Genomic DNA, 18297 nt, shown 5'->3' on the forward strand with positions numbered 1-18297 from the left:
AGACACATTAAGCACGCGTGAGTTTCCAGGGTTTAAAGGTTAGCCACAGCAGTAAGCCTGGTAATTGCAAGGCGATCAGTAAGGCTAGCGACCACTGGTAAGCCACCACTGGGTAGCTACCGCCCACTGTAGTCCAGTTGCCGATCACCGCCCCCACCAACCACTGCACGACAAATGCCAATACAAAGACAACCAGATTAAATGACGCGCTTACCCGACCAGCTAACGCAGGTTCGACGGACTGAGCCACAATGGCATAATTCATGGTAGCTGCTGTACCAAAGAAGCTGAACCCCATGGTGATCACATAAGGTGATACGGAAAGACCGCTTAACATCAGCACCTGAAACAGCACAAAGATCACGACACCGCAGCCACAGATCATAATCGGCTGTACTGCATATTTACGCAGGTAATCCGTCAACCAGCCAAAACTGAGCGATCCGGCAACCATGGCTACCGTACCTAACATCAAAGCATTAGCCATTTGTGCATTGCTCAGACCAGCAACATCATGTAGCCAGGGCCCCATCCAAAGCGCCAGGATCGCCATGTAAGTCGCGTGGGCAAAGACCGAATAGAGTCCTAATCGCCAGAAGGTCCATGAGCGATATAAGCGCCCCACCTCGCGACACATGTCGCTGAAATGCGTATTTTTCGATATAAAGGCGCCACGCACTGAAAAGTGAATCACCGCACTCACCAATACTGTTAACACGGCCAGCAGCAAGAATGCTTCTCGCCAGGTGATCCAAGTTAATGCCGCATGCAGCGGTGCCGTCGAAGCCATAGCTCCCAAACCGCCAACTGAAAGTAGACAAGCGGTACTGAGTGGCAGTCTGTCTACCGGTAACCAGATTGAGCATGCCTTGATGGCACTCATCAGGGAACCAGCAACCCCCAAACCGATCAAGCCACGCCCAATCAACAACCCCGCCTCGCTATGCGACATTGCAAAAATCACTGAGCCGGCAGCGGCTATCAACAGCATCGGGCTTTGCACCGACCGGGGACCATAGCGATCCAGCATCACACCGAGGGGCAATTGGGCAGCGGCGAACGTGAGGAAATAGACCCCGGTTAAAACCCCCAAGCTTTCTGCTGGAAGGTGCAGCTCATTGGCAAGATCGTTATAAATCACGGCGTTCACGGTACGGTACAGGTAGGAGATAAAATGCCCCATACCGAAGGGGATAAAAATCGTCAGGAACAACATGGCGAAGCTTTTTTTCGCTTCCTGTACCGCTACGCTAGAAACCTGTTCATTCTGCATTCTCAGACGCCTCCTGCTTAATGGGGGAGAATGTGGTACGTATCTCGCAACAGACGCGGCCACGAGTATCATTGAGCCAAAGCTCATCAGGTGTCGGCAGCATTTCTGATACGTGAATCACCCGCGCTTTCTTCAACGCCGTCGCCAGCGTGTCTAAAGAAAGCGGATTATCGAAATCGATAAATAAAGGCTTAGGCTCACTGTCACACTTGATAAATACCCAACGCGGCAGTGCCTGTCGCTGCTGCCATTCCTGCCACTGGATAAACGCCATGAACTCATCGGAAACCGCTTCTGGCCATCCACCGGTGTTAAACGCCCAGGTACGTCGCTTGTACAGGGTACGGTTCACACGAATGCGGCGTGGCTCATGGCGTGGCAACATATCTCCCGCCAGTTGAAACAGTAATTGATGCAGAGCAGTGCTGTTGACACAAAGCAAATCCTCGTGAAAAGCACCGTCCATATCCTCTACAGTCAGACGACCTGCCTTGCAATGTAGGCGGGCACGCCCTACAGGATAGTGTTTTTCAGCGGCTACGCTGCCTCCGCAGCCTGGCAATAGCAACTGTGCATAATGGGGTACCAAGGGCCAATCGATATGCGAACGCCAACAGACTTATGGCTTGCCCATCCTTGCGAGGTGGAATTAGCTGATAAATATCCAACCAGGCCTGATGCAAAAAAACACCCGTGGCGCGCGTGAGCCACTGATACAACGACGTCAGTAAGGTAAAGGCTGGCAGGTGGAAGAATGGCGAAACCTGCATCAGGTGATCAGCCGGGAACCCCGCAGAACGCAACCAGAAATAATCAGCACACTTCATGCGTTAACTCCCTCAACACCAATGCATTGGCTGACACCAAACGAGCCAAAAACGGTGCATCGCTTTCATCCAGGGGCGCTCCGAGCACGTGCGGCTGGTAAAATAATGCGGTACAACGGGGGTAAAAACAGGTACTTATGGCGGCTGTTCAAGTCCGGCAACGTTACCAGCAGGTGTTCCTCACCGGATGGCGGTATAACCTGCCCCAACATTTTTTATCGCGCAACCACTGCGAAAGTCTAAACTGACTACAGTACAGGCGAGCCATACCAGTGTGAGCATAGCCCGCAAGGCCCGAAGCAGCAGACACCCTGAGGATGCCGTTTGGCCATCTTGCGCGTTAACGCCCCTGTTGAGCTTCCCAGTTCATAAACGACGGAGTTTTTATTGATAAAGAAATCGCTGAGTGAAAGAATAATATCGTGCCCATCATGATATTTTGGCACTGGCTTCGACACATGAGAGTCAAAGTTTTTTGGGGTATTACCGCCAAAACTCCACGCTGCATTTAAAGAATCAATTCCATCCCCAACGCTGTCCAAAGACGACTCGGTCACACTGTCCATACTCGCCATGACGCCCCATAAAGAATGTTAATGAAGTATTAAAAATGTAAATACCATTTATCAATTTAATAAATCTTAAGCAACAATCACGTTTGATTTATTTTTTTATTTTAGTTCCAAACACCTCCGAACCGCTCCACGAGCACCGTCATCATTGATATATTCCATTTTCTTATGATTAAACGGCATCATCTGAGCCATCGTTATAAAGCAGGGCGTTTCAAGAGGACAAATGCGCACAATAAGCCCCATTTTCGTGATGTCGGTTCGTTATAGATCATTCTTGATCACGCCAGATGGGTTACAGTTCATACGCAAGAAAGCATTGTCGATTACAGCCGTGCTGCCTACACTGCAATCAGGAAGTGACACTGGTGACAATTTGGAGCCGGATGCTGTGGCTCCCATAATGAATAAGGAAGACATAATGAGTTGGCCGTTCCTTGCCGTATTCTTTTCCGGTTGGCTGTTCGTCGATGCCTCCTATCGCGGGCCGCGCTGGCAACGCTGGGTGTTTAAACCGGTTACCCTGCTATTACTGCTGCTGTTGGCCTGGCAAGCGCCAGTACTGGGTGCAGCAGGTTATCTCATTGTCCTGGGTCTGTTGGCGACATTGATCGGCGACGCCTTGTTATTGTTGCCGCGCGAGCGTGTGTTATACGCTATCGGGGCTTTTTTCCTGTCTAACTTACTGTATACCCTCAGTTTCGCTAGTCAGATGACGTTCAGCCTGTTTTGGCCGCTGCCGCTGGCATTGCTGGTCATTGGCATGTTGTTGTTGGCAACCATTTGGACCCGGCTGGAAGATATGCGTTGGCCTATCGCCACGTTGGTTGCGATGACGTTGCTGATGGTGTGGTTGGCAGGTGAACAGTACTTCATGCGCAGCACAGATTTCGGTTTCTCGCTGCTGGCAGGCACATCTCTCCTGCTGCTGGCCAACATAGTGTGGTTGATTAATCGCTATCGCTTTACCTTCCGTGCAGCGGACGCGCTCGTGGCATTCTGCTACTTTTCCGGCCATTTCCTGATCGTACGTTCGTTGTATCTGTAATGCTCAGGGCGGGTTCGGCAACCGAACCCGCTGTAATTATGCCAACGCCTTCAGCGTCAAACCGTCAGCCGCACCGAGTTGGTTACGATAAATATCCCCGTCTCGTGAAAAGAATACCAATGTGCTGCCGTCTGCCTGTAGCAAGGCGATGCCATCTGGTGCAGGACGCCACCCCACCACCTCAGCCGCTAATACCTTTTTCAAACACCCTTGTTGATCCACCAATTGATAGCCGTTGGTTTCACTCTGCTCGCTGGCTGAAAACACGATCTGACACTGTTGTTCAGCATCGGCGACTTGCCACTGCCCCGCCAGAGACTGCGCGGTGGGAAGAATTAAACTGCTGGCCATAACGGTCCCCGTAACAATCATGCCTCCCGCCATCGCGACGGCGCAGGCTAAGCTGCCTTTCATATTGACTCCTGCATAACGCCCGGCCAAAGTGCTCCGGGCGTTATTAACTTCACTGTTACACGATAAAGTCAGTGGCAACGTCTACCTGACCCACGATCTTCACCAGGAAGTCCGGCGCCTGATGGCCACCAATGTTCAGTGCCAGATCGCTGACGTTATTTGACGCGTTGTAGGACAGTAAAGCTTCGCCCGCTGCGCCGCTGAAATGATCAACAAAGTGGATCTGATCGCTGCTCGATACGCCCTGATTGAAGAATGACAGATCGATCTTATCGATGCCTTTCTGGAAATCCTTGATCCAATCAGACGCACCTGGCGTAGAGTCGCTGACCGCAGAGAAGACAAAGATATCCTTGCCCGCGCCGCCCCACAGCTCATCAGCCCCACCACCGCCGAACAGAATGTCGTTGCCCGCACCACCTTTCAGCACGTTGTTGGCGGCATTGCCGACGATCACATCATTACCCGAACCACCAATCGCATTTTCAATTGTCACGCCTGCGGCGATAGACACGTTACCTTTCAGCCCGCCCACGTCGGAGAAGGACTTTTCATTCAGGTTAATGCGCTGGTTGGCGGTGTAACCGGAGAAATCAAAGGTGTCATTACCGCCCGCATCCCAGGCAGCAAAGATCACTTTTTGAGAATTGCTGGTCGTGCTGAGGAAATCACGGCCAGTATTGGAGTTGAAGCCATACACAGTGTCGCCGGTACGGGTCGACAGGTTGGCGCCATACAGGTGTTGAATGGCAGAAATGTCATCCAGCAGCGGTGCCGCCGCGTAGTGACCACCATTATCACCACCGGTGTTGGTTTCACTCCAGTAGCTCATCAGGCTGAACTCACGGGTGTCCTCGGCATAGCTTGCGTCGTTGTAGGTTGGGTTACCTTCCCCGGCGTTGTAATCCCCAGGGTGGCTCAGGCCCAACGCATGGCCGATCTCATGGGTAAACGTCTGGCGGCCATAGTCTTCGCTGGCAGGATGTTTAACGTTGGACTGGTTGACGTTGTACCAAGTCTGGCCACCCAGATCCTGTCCTTGGTAGATCGTGTTCGGCAAGAAAGCGTACGCCTGGGTGCCGTAGTCATAATGACCAGGGCGATCCTGGCTGTAGTTGCCGAAAGTGATATTGGCCTTTTGACCAGCGGCAACTTCAGTAAAAGTGATATTGGCCACGTCAGACCAAGACTGCAGCGACAGTTTGGCTTGTTGCTGTTGTTCCGCGCTGAATTTACTCAGCCCGGTATCACCAGCAACGTTGGTGGAAGAGAATTTATAGTCCGGGAAAGAGAACGTTAATTTAACCGGTTGGCCAAAAACTTTATAACCGTTCCAGGTTTGGTTCTCACGGGTAATAAACAGCCCAGCTTGTTCGGTAGAAAATGAGTCCTTGCCATTAACCTGAATCCCGTTGCCACGCTCGTGGTAATGCAACAGATCGTCTACAGCATTATAGCCGGAGCCGGTCGCCGCGAGGACGGATTCAGTAACTTCAATTGCCTTTTTAGTAGATTGCATTGGTTCGATTCCACTCATTAGCTGATCGTTATCAATCAGACAGATAGACATAACCTGCCAGTCAGCGACGGAGAACGATCCGCCAACTCACGGGAAGGGACTTATGCGCCGTTACCGGCAGTGTGTTAGAGAGAATTAATGCATATATATCAGCAAATAAGATTACCGCTATAAATGGTAATCGATTCCAATTATAGGCAGGGGTTGAAAACTGAACATAAAATAATCAGCTATATATTCAGGTAACGAAGGAGAGTTATGCTAGTTTTTATCGTTCTTTACAATGTAAATGAAACTTAAGAGTCATAAGTTGGCAACAAACTTCAACAAAAATGCGGCCTGTAGGTTCAAGCGGATCATGCTGGCATTTAAGTGACATAAAGTTAAATTTAGCTAAAGAGTTATAGATTAATAACTCTTTATTATTAGCTGAGGGGACTTTTTAGTTTGTATAGGAATAACATTTTCTTATTTTGCCTAATGGTCCTGTTTCGTCAGACCGAAAAGCACATATAAATTCAGCCAATACCGTGAGACATACGTGACTTGCCGTAAAACCCCTCGCCCTCTCACAGTTAGCAATAATTCTCATCCCCTGCTTGACTCTGGAGTTGACTCCAGGGTGTAGAGTCTGCCCAATGAACTTCATTAACGGCCCGGAGGGGGACGCTATGACTAACCATGAAAACCATAATCATCAAGAACATCATCATGCGGAAGGCGGTTGTGGGTGCAATCACAGCCACAGTAAAACCCAGCACGGTTGCAGCAGTGAAAAACAAAGTGTCGACAGTCACAGTGAACATGCGCACACACACGATCATGGCGCTGACGGTTGCAGCACGGAAGATCATGAGGATCCGGATGAAGAAAGTGACAGGCTAGCTACCGCCCCTCTCTCCGGAAGTCAGCGCTACAGCTGGAAAGTCACCGGTATGGACTGCCCAAGTTGCGCCAAAAAAATTGAAAACGCGGTTACCGCAATACCCGGTGTCGACAACGCACGCGTGCTGTTTGCCACAGAAAAATTGGTGGTCGATGCTCAATCCGATATCAGCCTGCGCATTCAAGACGCGGTAAAACAAGCCGGGTTTACCCTTCTCGGGGCACAGACAGCCAAAGCTGACAAGCCAAAGCCGTCACGCCTCGGAGAGTTTGGTCCACTGCTGCTGCTCACCACGCTGATGATCGTCAGTTGGGCGCTCAGCATGGTCAACCCTGAACTGAGCCGCATTGCCTTTATCGCGACCACATTGGTAGGTCTGGCACCGGTCGCGACCAAGGCGGTACGACTGATCCGCTCTGGCACACCCTTTGCCATTGAAACGCTGATGAGTGTAGCTGCCATCGGCGCACTGTTTATTGGTGCGACCGCCGAAGCGGCGATGGTACTGCTGCTGTTTATGGTTGGCGAAATGCTGGAGTCCTATGCCGCCAACCGTGCACGTCGCGGTGTGAAAGCGTTGATGGAATTGGTGCCGGAAGACGCCCTGCTGTTACAAGGCACACAGCGCAAGCGGGTACCGGTTTCCAGCCTACGTCCTGGTGATGTGATTGAAATTGCCCCCGGCGGTCGCCTGCCGGCAGATGCTGAGCTGATCAATGCGTTCGCCAGCTTCGACGAAAGCGCCCTGACCGGCGAGTCAGTACCCGTCGAACGTCAGCAGGGTCAAAAAGTGGCTGCGGGCAGTTTGTCGGTCGATCAGGCCGCACAGATGAAGGTCGTTTCCGAACCGGGCAAAAACGCCATCGACCGCATTCTGCAATTGATTGAAGAAGCCGAAGAGCGCCGAGCGCCGATCGAGCGCTTCCTCGACCGTTTCAGTCGTTACTACACCCCGGCTATCATGCTGCTGGCTATCGCAGTGATCCTGGTGCCACCGTTGATGTATTCACAACCTTGGGACACCTGGATTTATCGCGGTCTGACCCTGCTGCTGATCGGTTGTCCATGTGCACTGGTGATCTCCACCCCGGCAGCGATCACTTCCGGACTGGCCGCCGCCACCCGACGCGGGGCACTGATTAAAGGCGGTGCTGCGCTGGAACAGTTGGGCCAGGTACAAACTATCGCCTTCGACAAAACCGGTACCCTGACAGAAGGCAAACCCACGGTGACCGATGTACTGCCGCTCAACGACATCAGCGAACAACAATTACTGACCCTTGCCGCTGCGGTAGAAGCTGGTTCCCACCATCCATTGGCACAGGCAATCATCAACCGTGCCGAGCAATACGGTGTGCCTCTGCCACTGGCACAAGACCGCCGCGCATTGGCTGGCGTCGGTGTGGAAGGTCTTGTCGACGGTAAAACGGTGCTGATCAGCGCGCCAGCCAAGCTAGCTACAGGCTTGCTGAAACAACAGGGCATCCAGCAGGTAGAACAGCTGGAAAATGCTGGCAAGACCGCGGTGGTGGTACTGGAAGATGGCGTACCTATCGGCCTGCTGGCGCTGCGCGACACCTTACGCAACGATGCCAAACAGGCGATTGCAGAACTGAATGCACTGGGGATCAACGGGGTGATGCTAACCGGCGATAATCCGCGCGCGGCGGCGGCGATTGCCTCTGAGCTTGGGCTGGATTATCGGGCTGGATTGTTGCCGGAAGATAAAGTGAAGGCCGTAACGGAACTGAGCGAATTGCGTCCGACAGCGATGATCGGCGACGGTATCAATGATGCCCCAGCGATGAAGGCCTCCAGCATTGGCATCGCGATGGGCAGCGGTACCGATGTGGCACTGGAAACCGCCGATGCCGCGCTGACCCATAACCGTCTGCTGGGTGTGGCGGAAATGATCCGCATATCACGCGCCACACATGCCAATATCCGGCAGAACATCACCATCGCATTGGGGCTGAAAGGGGTATTTCTGATTACCACACTGCTGGGCCTGACCGGGTTGTGGCTGGCGGTGCTGGCAGACTCTGGCGCTACCGCACTGGTCACCGCCAATGCCTTACGTCTACTGAAGAAACGCGATTAGGCAATAACATACTGTAACAGCGTGGCCCATAAATGGGCCACGCGATCTATTCCCTCAGGCAGAGGTTAAACACCCTTGCGTAGCAGGTAGCGGTAAGGTGCGGTGTCGGTTTCCTGCGCCACCAACGTGTGTTCCATAAAGCGGCAGAACCCCGGAATGTCACGGGTCGTCGCCGGATCGTCAGCAATAATCAACAACGTTTCACCGTTATCCATATGGCGCACAGTTTTGCGCACCATCATCACCGGTTCTGGACAGCGCAATCCGAGCGCATCAAGCGTCTGGTCAGCCTGGGCAAATAAGTCAGTCATGCAATTTTTCTCGGTCGAAAACGATCGGCGAACGCTCGCCACATCTCATTACCGCCTAGTTTACGCCGGTAGTTTTTCTGTGCAAGATGCGTTAACGTTTGCGTTAAATTTAACCGTTGCATTGGTTGCGCAAACGCGTATCATGCGGCCGCGCAGCTTATTTCTCGGCGCAGACAAGACATTCTGGGTTCCCTCACCCCATTACTAAAAAGGCTACAACATGTATTCGTTTACTGCCCGGCAGCGCCTTACCGCGTTGATCTGGCTATCGCTGTTCCATATTGTCATCATTACCTCCAGTAACTACCTGGTGCAATTGCCGATGTCCATTTTCGGCTTTCATACCACCTGGGGCGCATTTACCTTCCCGTTTATTTTCCTGGCGACCGATCTGACGGTACGCATTTTTGGCGCACCACTGGCGCGACGTATCATTCTTTCGGTGATGGTGCCGGCGCTGTTCATTTCGTACGTGATCTCCACTGTGACCTATCAGGGCGCGTGGCAGGGTTTTGCCGCCTTGGGCAGTTTTAATCTGTTTGTTGCGCGCATCGCCGTCGCCAGCTTTATGGCTTACGTACTCGGTCAGATCCTTGACGTCCACGTATTCAACCGCCTGCGTCAACGCAGCGCCTGGTGGGTTGCACCCGCTGCGGCCATGTTCCTCGGCAATATCAGTGATACCCTGTCGTTCTTCTTTATTGCTTTCTACAAGAGCAGCGACGCCTTTATGGCCAATAACTGGGTTGAAATCGCCTTGGTGGATTACAGCTTCAAAGTGCTGATCTGCATGCTGTTCTTCCTGCCGATGTATGGCGTACTGCTAAACATGCTGCTTAAGCGCATCGCCTCGCGTCAAAACGACAGTAGCCTGCAACCAAACTAACCCGTGTTATTATTGGCGGCCTGCACACACCCGGAGGCCGCCATGACAGTGACCACCCGCCACGCCACCCTCGAAGAAATTCATCGTCTGTACCAACACATCCCTGAATTCGGTTGCTTGCACAGCTTGGCTGATTTGCAGCAACGTATTGGATCTGCCTCAGCTAATGCACTGATCGCCGAGATCGACGGTCAACCCGTCGGTTTTAAACTCGGTTATCAACAGCAGGAAAAGGTGTTTTACAGTTGGCTGGGCGGTGTACTGCCGGCGTTTCGCCGTTATGGTGTCGCACAGGCTTTGCTCGTTGCTCAAGAGCACTGGGCGCGGTCTCAGGGTTTTCGGCTACTGACGGTTAAAACGCGCAATCAGTTCCGTGCAATGCTGATGATGCTCATCAGTAATGACTATCAGATTGTTCAACTGGAAAAGAAAGGCGAAGTGGCTGATTATCGGCTATTACTTGAGAAAACCTTGTGACAACATCTGCCTTGCATTTCACCCTGGAATAGGGTGCGATAAGGCAGTGAAACCCTACCTGAAAGGAAAAAGGAAGCCCAATGCGTAAAGTAGCAAAATTGATGGGTATCAGCCTGTTAGTGCTTGGCCTGGCGGCCTGTGACGGCGACACCAAAGACACCAAGGCATCAGCTGCTGATGCAGTGGCCAGCGCGCCTGCTGGGCAGCAGGTAAGCTTGCTGGATGGTACGCTGGCATTCACCCTGCCAGTTGGCATGGCGGACCAAAGTGGCAAACTGGGCAATCAGGCAAACAACATGCACGTATATGCCGACAGCACCGGCCAACGCGCTCTGATCGTGATCCTCGGTGATAAAACACCCGACAGCCTGGAAACGCTGAGCAAGCGTCTGGAAGATACCCAGCGCGCGCGTGATGCCAACTTGCAAGTAGTCACCAACAAAGCCATCGAGGTTGACGGCGTGCCACTGCGTCAGTTGGACAGCATCATCACCAGCGGCGGTGAGAAAGCCTACTCGTCTATCTTGATTGGCACTCTGAACAACAACATGCTGACCATTCAGGTGACGCTGCCGGCGGATAACCAACAGCAGGCGCAGACTGAAGCCGAAGGCATCATCAAAACGCTAAAACTGAAGAAATAATACTCGACTGTGTCTCTCCATTGAACGTGGAGAGACACAGCCTGTTGCGCCCTACGCTAATGCTTGCGCCAGCAGAGTGATCGGATGTTCGCAGCGCTTGCTGGTCGACATTTCGATTTGCCATTTGCAGGTTTCGCAGTCAGTGACCACTAAATCCACGCCACTCTCCTCTATCTGACGGAACAGCGATGCACCTATCCCCTGTGAGGTCGCATAGTTTTCCGATTTAAAACCGTAGGTCCCGGCAATCCCGCAGCATTGCGAGTCCAGCACCACCAGCTCAAGCCCTGGAATCTGCCGCAGCAATTCCAGCGTGTAAGCGGTCCAGCCCATTTTTTCCATGTGGCAGGGCGTATGGTAAGCCACCCGCAATGGCGTGTGTTTCAATGGCAACTGGCGCCTTTGGTTGATCAGGCGATACAGATAACGTGTCGCCAGCTCCACCCGTTCACGCACTGCCGAGGTATCGACTTCCAGCAAATGCGGATATTCATCGCGCAAGGTAAAAGTACAGCTCGACGAAGTTGCCACGACAGGAATACCGCGCTCCAGCACCGCTTCATGCAGCGACTCAGCATTCACCTTGGCCTGCTTTTTAGCCTGGGCAATAAAGCCGTTGGCGATCAGCGGCACGCCACAGCATTTTTCCCGTTTCAGCAGTTGAACGCCAATATCCATCGCATTAAAGACCTTGATGAGATCCTTCCCCAACTGCGGGTGGTTATAATTCACGAAGCAACCATGGAAGAACGCCACCTGTTCGGTGTAACGCTGCTGGGTTTGAGCCTGCTGGCGATACCAGCGGCGGAAAGTGCCGAACGAATATTTAGGCAGCTCGCGGCGATGATCAATTTTCAACGCCTTATCCAGCAAAGCACGTACCGGTTTCAGTCCTGTAGCGGCATTAACAATCGGCGCAAACGGCGTCGATAACGAGCCCATGATATCGGTATGGCTCAGTATGGCGTCACGCAATGTTGGCTTGCTTTGGGCATAGTCGGCGCGCGCACGTTGAATGATATCGCCGATTTTGACGTCTGATGGGCAGGCCACCTCACAACGTTTGCAGTTGGTGCAATACTTGAGGGCTTCATCGTACAACGCCGGATCCTTGAGTCTCAGGCGTTCACCGTCTGGCCCCGCCTGCTTGGGCCCCGGATAGAGTGGGTTGACTTTAGCCACGGGGCAGTAAGTGGTGCACACCGTGCACTTGATGCAATTTTCGAAGCTATTGTCTTTATGTAGGCTCATGGTTGCTCCTCCTGCGCTGCAATCTGTTGCGCGACATGCAGCGCGCCAATCAGCGAAACACCCGCACCACAGCCCTGCTGCAACGGATCGTAGCCGCCAGTCACCGCACCAATGGCATACAGATTGCTCAATGGCTCCCCTTGCCTCAAAGCACGCAGTTGGCTATCAGTGCGCACCCCAAATTGTAGGTAGGGTTGCGGAGCAAACAGGTCGCTATGACTCCAATCCGCGCGATCCGCCCGGCTGTCGACATCCAACCCAAATACAGGTTCACGTATGCCGTCAAAGTCCGCCACCAGCCCATTACTGAAAAAGCTACCGCTAGCCAACACCACTTGTTGCGCTATTAGCGGAATATCGGTGTGGTTACGGGTATAGAGGCCCGTCACACGCCCGGCGTCGATATCTGCCCGCAGTACGCTGTCGCCTGGCATAAAAACGCCGCCCAGCTGCTGTAAACGCGATCGCAAAGCCTGATGCAGGCGCATACCCAACACCGAAGGAGGAAGCGTCGGCAACACACGGATCGGTTTGCCCACAGCCGCCTGCAGCGCCGCCAGTGGCTCATCGTCTTCCAAACCCAAGCAGGCGGGTAAGAAAATCGCCTCAGCATCCCCGGCTAATCGGCATACTTCATCCGTTATCAATGTCAGGTTCTCAGCGAGATCCAGCACTCTGGCAATATTCACCGCGCGAAACTCACTGGGATTGTTGCGCAACCGGTCCAGCACCGGTAAGTGCATATAAGCCACTTCAGCCTTGATCCCTGGCGCCTTCGTCAGGGAACTGGCAGCCAGTTGGGGCTGAAAATCTAAAAATCCTTCAATGCCTATTACCGCGATGTGTTGCCATGGGAGATCTCCTCCCAGCGGTGTGACAGGTATCGCCTGCGGGCTGAGCCAAGTGGCTCGGCGCGTGCCAAGCGGCGTAACACGCAGATGATTGCGTTCACTGCTCCCCTGCAAACTGAGACCACAACGATGCAGTAATCTTGCAGCTTCATCAGACAACATCGCCACCTGCTCGGCCCCCATCAGTGCATAGGGGTGCTGAGGAGCCTGCATTGCAAGTGCAGGCAATGCCGCCAAAGGTGCCTCTACCGGGGTACCGTCGGGCAACTGTGCCAGCAGATCAAGCGAGCCGGAGGAGAAATAGAGGGCACTCTGGCCAGAACTGACAACGGCACAACGCTTGCCCTGCTCCGACAAGCGAATAGCACAAGTCATGCCCGCCAATCCGCCGCCAATCACCACTACGTCAAATCGCATCATCGGCCTCCTGTTCCCCCCGAGCATCAAGCCCGCACAATCCCTGGTAAACCCAGCTGGTAAATTCACTTTCACGCAACGCATCACCCCAAGCGATGGGCCGTACCCCTTTCCAACGCTCATTGAGGAAATGCGATAGTTGATCGATAGACTGCTGCGGCGTGGTGACGTTAAAACGCGTTAGTAGCCCGGCAGCGCGACAGGCGCAAAGCTCACCCTGACAGGTGCCCATACCAACGCGAGTACGGCGGCGTAAATCAACCAGATTATTGACGGTGAGAGTGTTCACCGCATAACGTACCTCGCCGGCGGTCACGGCTTCACATTCGCACACCAGGCTGTTATCCAGCCGATCGCCGGCCGGCACCTGGCTGGCACGGTCACCGTGACGATAGACCGCCGAACCGCGAATGCTGGCGGGGAGAGAAACCACGCTGCGCACGGTTTCTTCCGCCGACTGACGGGAACCAGGCAGGGCTTCTTGCGCAGTGGTGCAGGGACTATCTACCTTAAGCTTTTCGCACACTTTATCGGTCGCCCACTGCGCCATCAGCCGGTATGTCATCAGTTTACCGCCGGTGATGGTGATAAACCCTTCCAACCCATCGCGGCTGGCATGATCAAGAAGCACAATGCCACGGCTGACGTTACGGCCGCTCGGATCATCATCACTGGCCACCAGTGGACGCACGCCGGCATAGGCACGCAGAATACGCGTCTGAGCCAGTTCCGGTGCTAACAACGCGCCTTCACGTATCAGGATATCCACTTCCTGTGGTGTCACCCGCATGTTGTCAATCTGGTCATAATCGATGTGGGTCGAGGTAGTGCCAATCAACGAGATGGTGTCCCCCGGAACCAGAATGTCGGCGTCTGCGGGCTTACGGCAACGGTTGATCACCATATTATTTATGCGATGTCCGAGGATCAGCAAAGCACCTTTAGCCGGGAACATGCGAATACGTAAATCGGCATATTCCGCAATCTGCTGGCCCCAGATGCCGGCGGCGTTAACTACCATTTCGGCATGAATATCGTAGCGTCGTGCAGATTTATGGTCGAAAACGCGCACGCCGGTCACGCGATCGCCTGCGCGGATCAAACCAACCACCTGATGATAGGTAAGAATTTGCGCCCCGTGCTCACGGGCATCGAGCATATTAGCGGCGGTCAGTCGGAACGGATCAACAGTGCCATCCGGTACACGCACCGCACCTATTAATGTTGGATTCGCTGCCGGCTCCAGACGCAGCGCCAACTGTGGGTCAATCGCTTCAGCGTTAATGCCGGCACTGTGGCAGGCGGCAATAAACTGTTGTTGGTAGTCCAGTGAATCCTGCGGCAGCGTAATAAACAGCCCATCGGTACGCTCAATGCAGTGGTGCGCAATGCGCTTGAGGATTTGGTTTTCTTCTATGCACTCACGCGCCGACTCACCGTCGGTCACCGCATAGCGTGCACCACTGTGCAGCAGACCGTGGTTGCGACCCGTCGCACCCGTCGCAATGTCGTGGCGCTCCAACAGTATGCAACGCAGGCCACGACGCGCGCAGTCACGGGCAATGCCCGCTCCGGTTGCGCCACCGCCGATGATGATCACATCCGTTTCGTTATCCGGTGAATGGCTGCCCATGACACTCCCTCATGATCCATAGTTATTTGTCTATTGGGCCACAGTCACTGGGGTCTTTGTTTGATAAGGAACAATAACGAACTACAAACGAAAGCAAAATGTCCACAAAAAACCATGAATGTGATCATAATCACGATTTTTGGGTGTTTTTCTATTTCATAACGTTAACGAATCGCTCAAAATTCGCCGGTGTTTCATAAAAGTGTAACAATTGCGCCATTCATCACAGCGACACCAGGCTGATTTGACTAGGATGACGCTCGTTATGGAACATAAAAACACCACATTCGATATCCGCTCAATCATCAAATGAACGTACAAGATCATATTGATGTGATAACTAGATAAAGCCATCGGAGGCGCTCATGTTGAGTATTTTTAAGCCGGCAGCACACATTTCCCGTGTGCCGGTCGACAAAGTCGACCCGCTGTACCGTAAATTGCGCTGGCAAATTTTTATGGGAATCTTCTTCGGGTATGCCGCCTACTATCTGGTGCGCAAGAACTTCACCCTGGCCATGCCTTATTTGATTGACCAAGGCTTCAGCCGCGGCGACCTTGGTTTCGCGCTGTCCGGTATTTCTATCGCCTATGGGTTTTCCAAATTCATCATGGGGTCGGTGTCTGACCGCTCCAACCCACGCGTATTCCTGCCCGCTGGCCTGATTTTGGCTGCCGCGGTGATGTTGTTCATGGGCTTTGTACCTTGGGCAACGTCTAGCATCGCGGTCATGTTCGTGCTGCTGTTCCTGTGCGGTTGGTTCCAGGGAATGGGCTGGCCGCCGTGTGGCCGTACCATGGTGCACTGGTGGTCGCAGAAAGAACGTGGCGGTATTGTTTCGGTCTGGAACTGTGCCCACAACGTAGGTGGTGGTCTGCCGCCACTGCTGTTCCTGCTCGGCATGGCATGGTTCAACGACTGGCATGCTGCACTGTATATGCCCGCTTTCGGTGCCATCCTGGTCGCCCTGATCGCCTTTGCCCTGATGCGTGACACCCCACAATCCTGTGGCCTGCCACCGATCGAAGAATACAAAAACGACTACCCGGACGACTACAGCGATAAAGCAGAAGAAGAACTGACCGCTAAGCAGATCTTCATGCAATACATTCTGCCGAACAAACTGCTGTGGTATATCGCCGTGGCCAACGTGTTCGTTTACCTGCTGCGTTACGGCATCCTGGACTGGTCGCCGACCTACCTGAAAGAAGTGAAGCACTTCGCACTGGATAAATCGTCCTGGGCCTACTTCTTGTACGAATACGCCGGTATTCCGGGCACCCTGCTGTGCGGCTGGATGTCGGACAAGGTGTTCAAAGGTAACCGCGGTGCCACAGGCGTGTTCTTTATGACCCTGGTGACTATCGCCACTGTTGTTTACTGGCTCAACCCAGTAGGTAATCCTGGCATCGATATGGCTTGTATGATCACCATCGGCTTCTTGATTTACGGTCCGGTGATGTTGATCGGTCTGCACGCATTGGAGCTGGCGCCGAAGAAAGCAGCCGGTACCGCGGCAGGCTTCACCGGCCTGTTCGGTTACCTGGGTGGCTCCGTCGCAGCCAGCGCCATCGTCGGTTATACCGTTGACTACTTCGGTTGGGACGGCGGCTTTATGGTGATGATTGGCGGTAGCATCGGCGCTGTTGTGCTGTTGTTACTGACCATGATGAGCGAGAAAAAACACCACGCGGAAATCGCTGCCAACAAACGCGGTTAAACGTCATACAACTTTCGCATTATTTAAAGGCCGCATTGCGGCCTTCAGACTGATGACAAACCTCATTCCTGCCCAGAGCAAGTAGAGGTTGATAAATAAAAAATCAGGAAAATCAATTTATTGATTTTCGGCTGATCACCACAAGGCAGGAAAAACCACGCTTTTTCCTGCTTTGTCAGCAACCTTAAAGGCCGCACTGCGGCCTTTTTACTACCCCTGCCCCTAGAACTAGAATATGGAGAACAACAGAATGCGGACTCAAGTCAAAGCCCTGCTGACAGGGATTATCCTGGCCACCTCAATGGTCAGCGCCGCACAGGCTGCCGACAAGGTAGTGATCGCCCACCGTGGTGCCAGTGGCTATCTGCCGGAACACACGCTGCCGGCGAAGGCTATGGCCTACGCGCAGGGTGCAGACTTCCTCGAGCAGGATCTGGTGATGACCAAGGACAACGAGCTGGTGGTGTTGCATGACCACTATCTCGATCGCGTCACTGACGTGGCAGAACGTTTCCCAGACCGCGCACGCAAAGACGGTCGCTATTACGCCATCGACTTTACCTTGCCGGAAATTAAGTCTCTGAAGTTTACTGAAGGCTTTGAGATCGAAAACGGCAAAAAAGTACAGGGTTACCCAGGTCGTTTCCCGATGGGCAAATCCGACTTCCGTGTTCATACCTTCCAGGAAGAGATCGAGTTTGTGCAGGGCTTGAACCATTCAACCGGCAAAAACATCGGTATTTACCCGGAAATTAAAGCGCCGTGGTTCCACAAACAGGAAGGCAAGGATATCTCCAGCAAAGTGTTGGCGGTACTGAAGCAGTACGGTTACACCGGCAAGAATGACAACGTTTATCTGCAATGCTTTGATGCCAACGAGCTAAAACGTATTAAAACCGAGTTGGAACCGAAGATGGGTATGGATCTGAAGCTGATCCAACTGATTGCCTATAACAAGTGGCAGGAAACCTATGAGCAAAAGGCCGATGGCAAGTGGGTGGAATACGACTATGACTGGATGTTCAAGCCGGGCGCGATGAAGCAAATTGCTCAGTATGCCGATGGCATCGGACCGGACTACCACATGCTGGTGGTGGCGGAGAAATCCAAGCCAGGTAAGGTGGTATTAACCGACATGGTGAAGGAAGCCCATGCCAATAAACTGGCAGTGCACCCATTCACCATCCGTGCTGATGCGCTACCAAACTACGTCACCGACGTGAATCAACTGTATGACGTGATTTACAACCAAGCAGGCGTTGACGGCGTGTTCACCGACTTCCCTGACAAGGGTGTGCAATTCCTGCAAAAGCAGGGCCAGCACAAGTAGTAAAGCTCAACGTCTCCCAGGTGGCGGATAAAGTCCGTTATTAGAGAGCGTGACGAAGGGGGCGTAGCAACTTTAACTGCCGGAGCGCCCCTCGGTGCGCTAGGCCCGGGTATCTCGAGCTTAATCTCAACGTTGT

The 18297-nt window shown here is 53.2% G+C and carries 16 protein-coding genes; 7 read left to right on the forward strand and 9 right to left on the reverse strand.

Features of this window, described 5'->3' with window-relative positions:
• Nucleotides 1-7: 7 nt before the first annotated feature.
• From SGR01S_RS17620 to SGR01S_RS17630, 3 genes are all read right to left on the reverse strand, one after another.
• Nucleotides 8-1273 (reverse strand): MFS transporter, encoded by a 1266-nt coding sequence (locus tag SGR01S_RS17620; RefSeq protein ID WP_061808140.1) that lies wholly within the window; start codon nt 1271-1273, stop codon nt 8-10.
• Nucleotides 1263-1739 (reverse strand): lantibiotic dehydratase, encoded by a 477-nt coding sequence (locus SGR01S_RS17625; protein WP_061808141.1) that lies wholly within the window; start codon nt 1737-1739, stop codon nt 1263-1265. Before SGR01S_RS17625 ends, SGR01S_RS17620 begins: the two co-directional genes overlap by 11 nt.
• A gap of 64 nt (nt 1740-1803) precedes the next feature.
• Complete coding sequence (locus SGR01S_RS17630; RefSeq protein ID WP_061808142.1) at nt 1804-2100, reverse strand: hypothetical protein; 297 nt, start codon at nt 2098-2100, stop codon at nt 1804-1806.
• A 993-nt stretch (nt 2101-3093) separates the two neighbouring features.
• Here SGR01S_RS17630 and SGR01S_RS17635 point away from each other — a divergent pair.
• Entirely contained in the window at nt 3094-3720 is a 627-nt protein-coding gene (locus tag SGR01S_RS17635; protein WP_061808143.1) for a lysoplasmalogenase, read from the forward strand.
• Nucleotides 3721-3756: 36 nt separating this feature from the next.
• Here the strand turns inward: SGR01S_RS17635 and SGR01S_RS17640 are convergent, their stop codons facing one another.
• Nucleotides 3757-4134, reverse strand: coding sequence for an AprI/Inh family metalloprotease inhibitor (locus tag SGR01S_RS17640; RefSeq protein ID WP_061808144.1), 378 nt, complete (start codon nt 4132-4134; stop codon nt 3757-3759).
• A 55-nt stretch (nt 4135-4189) separates the two neighbouring features.
• Complete coding sequence (locus tag SGR01S_RS17645; RefSeq protein WP_037423578.1) at nt 4190-5653, reverse strand: serralysin family metalloprotease; 1464 nt, start codon at nt 5651-5653, stop codon at nt 4190-4192.
• A 671-nt stretch (nt 5654-6324) separates the two neighbouring features.
• Between SGR01S_RS17645 and SGR01S_RS17650 the strand changes: the two genes are divergently transcribed.
• On the forward strand, nt 6325-8640 hold the full coding sequence (locus SGR01S_RS17650) for a zinc/cadmium/mercury/lead-transporting ATPase (protein WP_061808255.1): 2316 nt from the start codon (nt 6325-6327) through the stop codon (nt 8638-8640).
• Between the two features lie 65 nt (nt 8641-8705).
• Here SGR01S_RS17650 and tusA read toward each other — a convergent pair whose 3' ends face one another.
• Nucleotides 8706-8951 (reverse strand): sulfurtransferase TusA, encoded by a 246-nt coding sequence (gene tusA / locus SGR01S_RS17655; RefSeq protein ID WP_012004676.1) that lies wholly within the window; start codon nt 8949-8951, stop codon nt 8706-8708.
• A gap of 220 nt (nt 8952-9171) precedes the next feature.
• Between tusA and SGR01S_RS17660 the strand changes: the two genes are divergently transcribed.
• From SGR01S_RS17660 to SGR01S_RS17670, 3 genes are all read left to right on the forward strand, one after another.
• Complete coding sequence (locus tag SGR01S_RS17660; RefSeq protein WP_061808145.1) at nt 9172-9837, forward strand: 7-cyano-7-deazaguanine/7-aminomethyl-7-deazaguanine transporter; 666 nt, start codon at nt 9172-9174, stop codon at nt 9835-9837.
• Nucleotides 9838-9849: 12 nt separating this feature from the next.
• The gene (locus SGR01S_RS17665; protein WP_337590044.1) at nt 9850-10314 is read left to right on the forward strand and encodes a GNAT family N-acetyltransferase; all 465 of its coding nucleotides are present in this window, start codon (nt 9850-9852) and stop codon (nt 10312-10314) included.
• A gap of 80 nt (nt 10315-10394) precedes the next feature.
• A complete protein-coding gene (locus tag SGR01S_RS17670) occupies nt 10395-10958 on the forward strand; it encodes a DcrB family lipoprotein (protein ID WP_061808147.1) in 564 nt (187 codons plus the stop codon).
• Between the two features lie 51 nt (nt 10959-11009).
• Here SGR01S_RS17670 and glpC read toward each other — a convergent pair whose 3' ends face one another.
• Genes glpC through glpA form a run of 3 tightly spaced genes read right to left on the reverse strand, consistent with a single transcriptional unit; the run spans nt 11010 to nt 15110 of the window.
• Nucleotides 11010-12209, reverse strand: coding sequence for an anaerobic glycerol-3-phosphate dehydrogenase subunit GlpC (gene glpC / locus SGR01S_RS17675; RefSeq protein WP_061808148.1), 1200 nt, complete (start codon nt 12207-12209; stop codon nt 11010-11012).
• Nucleotides 12206-13477: a glycerol-3-phosphate dehydrogenase subunit GlpB gene (glpB, locus tag SGR01S_RS17680; protein ID WP_061808149.1), complete on the reverse strand. Its 1272-nt coding sequence runs from the start codon at nt 13475-13477 to the stop codon at nt 12206-12208. The genes glpC and glpB overlap by 4 nt, the downstream gene beginning before the upstream one ends.
• Nucleotides 13467-15110, reverse strand: a complete 1644-nt coding sequence (gene glpA / locus SGR01S_RS17685; protein ID WP_037426295.1) for an anaerobic glycerol-3-phosphate dehydrogenase subunit A — start codon at nt 15108-15110, stop codon at nt 13467-13469. Before glpA ends, glpB begins: the two co-directional genes overlap by 11 nt.
• Before the next feature lie 365 nt (nt 15111-15475).
• On the opposite strand from glpA, the gene glpT reads away from it, so the two are divergent.
• Nucleotides 15476-16831 (forward strand): glycerol-3-phosphate transporter, encoded by a 1356-nt coding sequence (gene glpT, locus SGR01S_RS17690; protein WP_037426293.1) that lies wholly within the window; start codon nt 15476-15478, stop codon nt 16829-16831.
• A 250-nt stretch (nt 16832-17081) separates the two neighbouring features.
• Complete coding sequence (gene glpQ, locus SGR01S_RS17695; protein ID WP_037426291.1) at nt 17082-18161, forward strand: glycerophosphodiester phosphodiesterase; 1080 nt, start codon at nt 17082-17084, stop codon at nt 18159-18161.
• Nucleotides 18162-18297: the final 136 nt, after the last annotated feature.

Source organism: Serratia grimesii NBRC 13537, assembly GCF_001590905.1.
Lineage (GTDB): Bacteria > Pseudomonadota > Gammaproteobacteria > Enterobacterales > Enterobacteriaceae > Serratia > Serratia grimesii.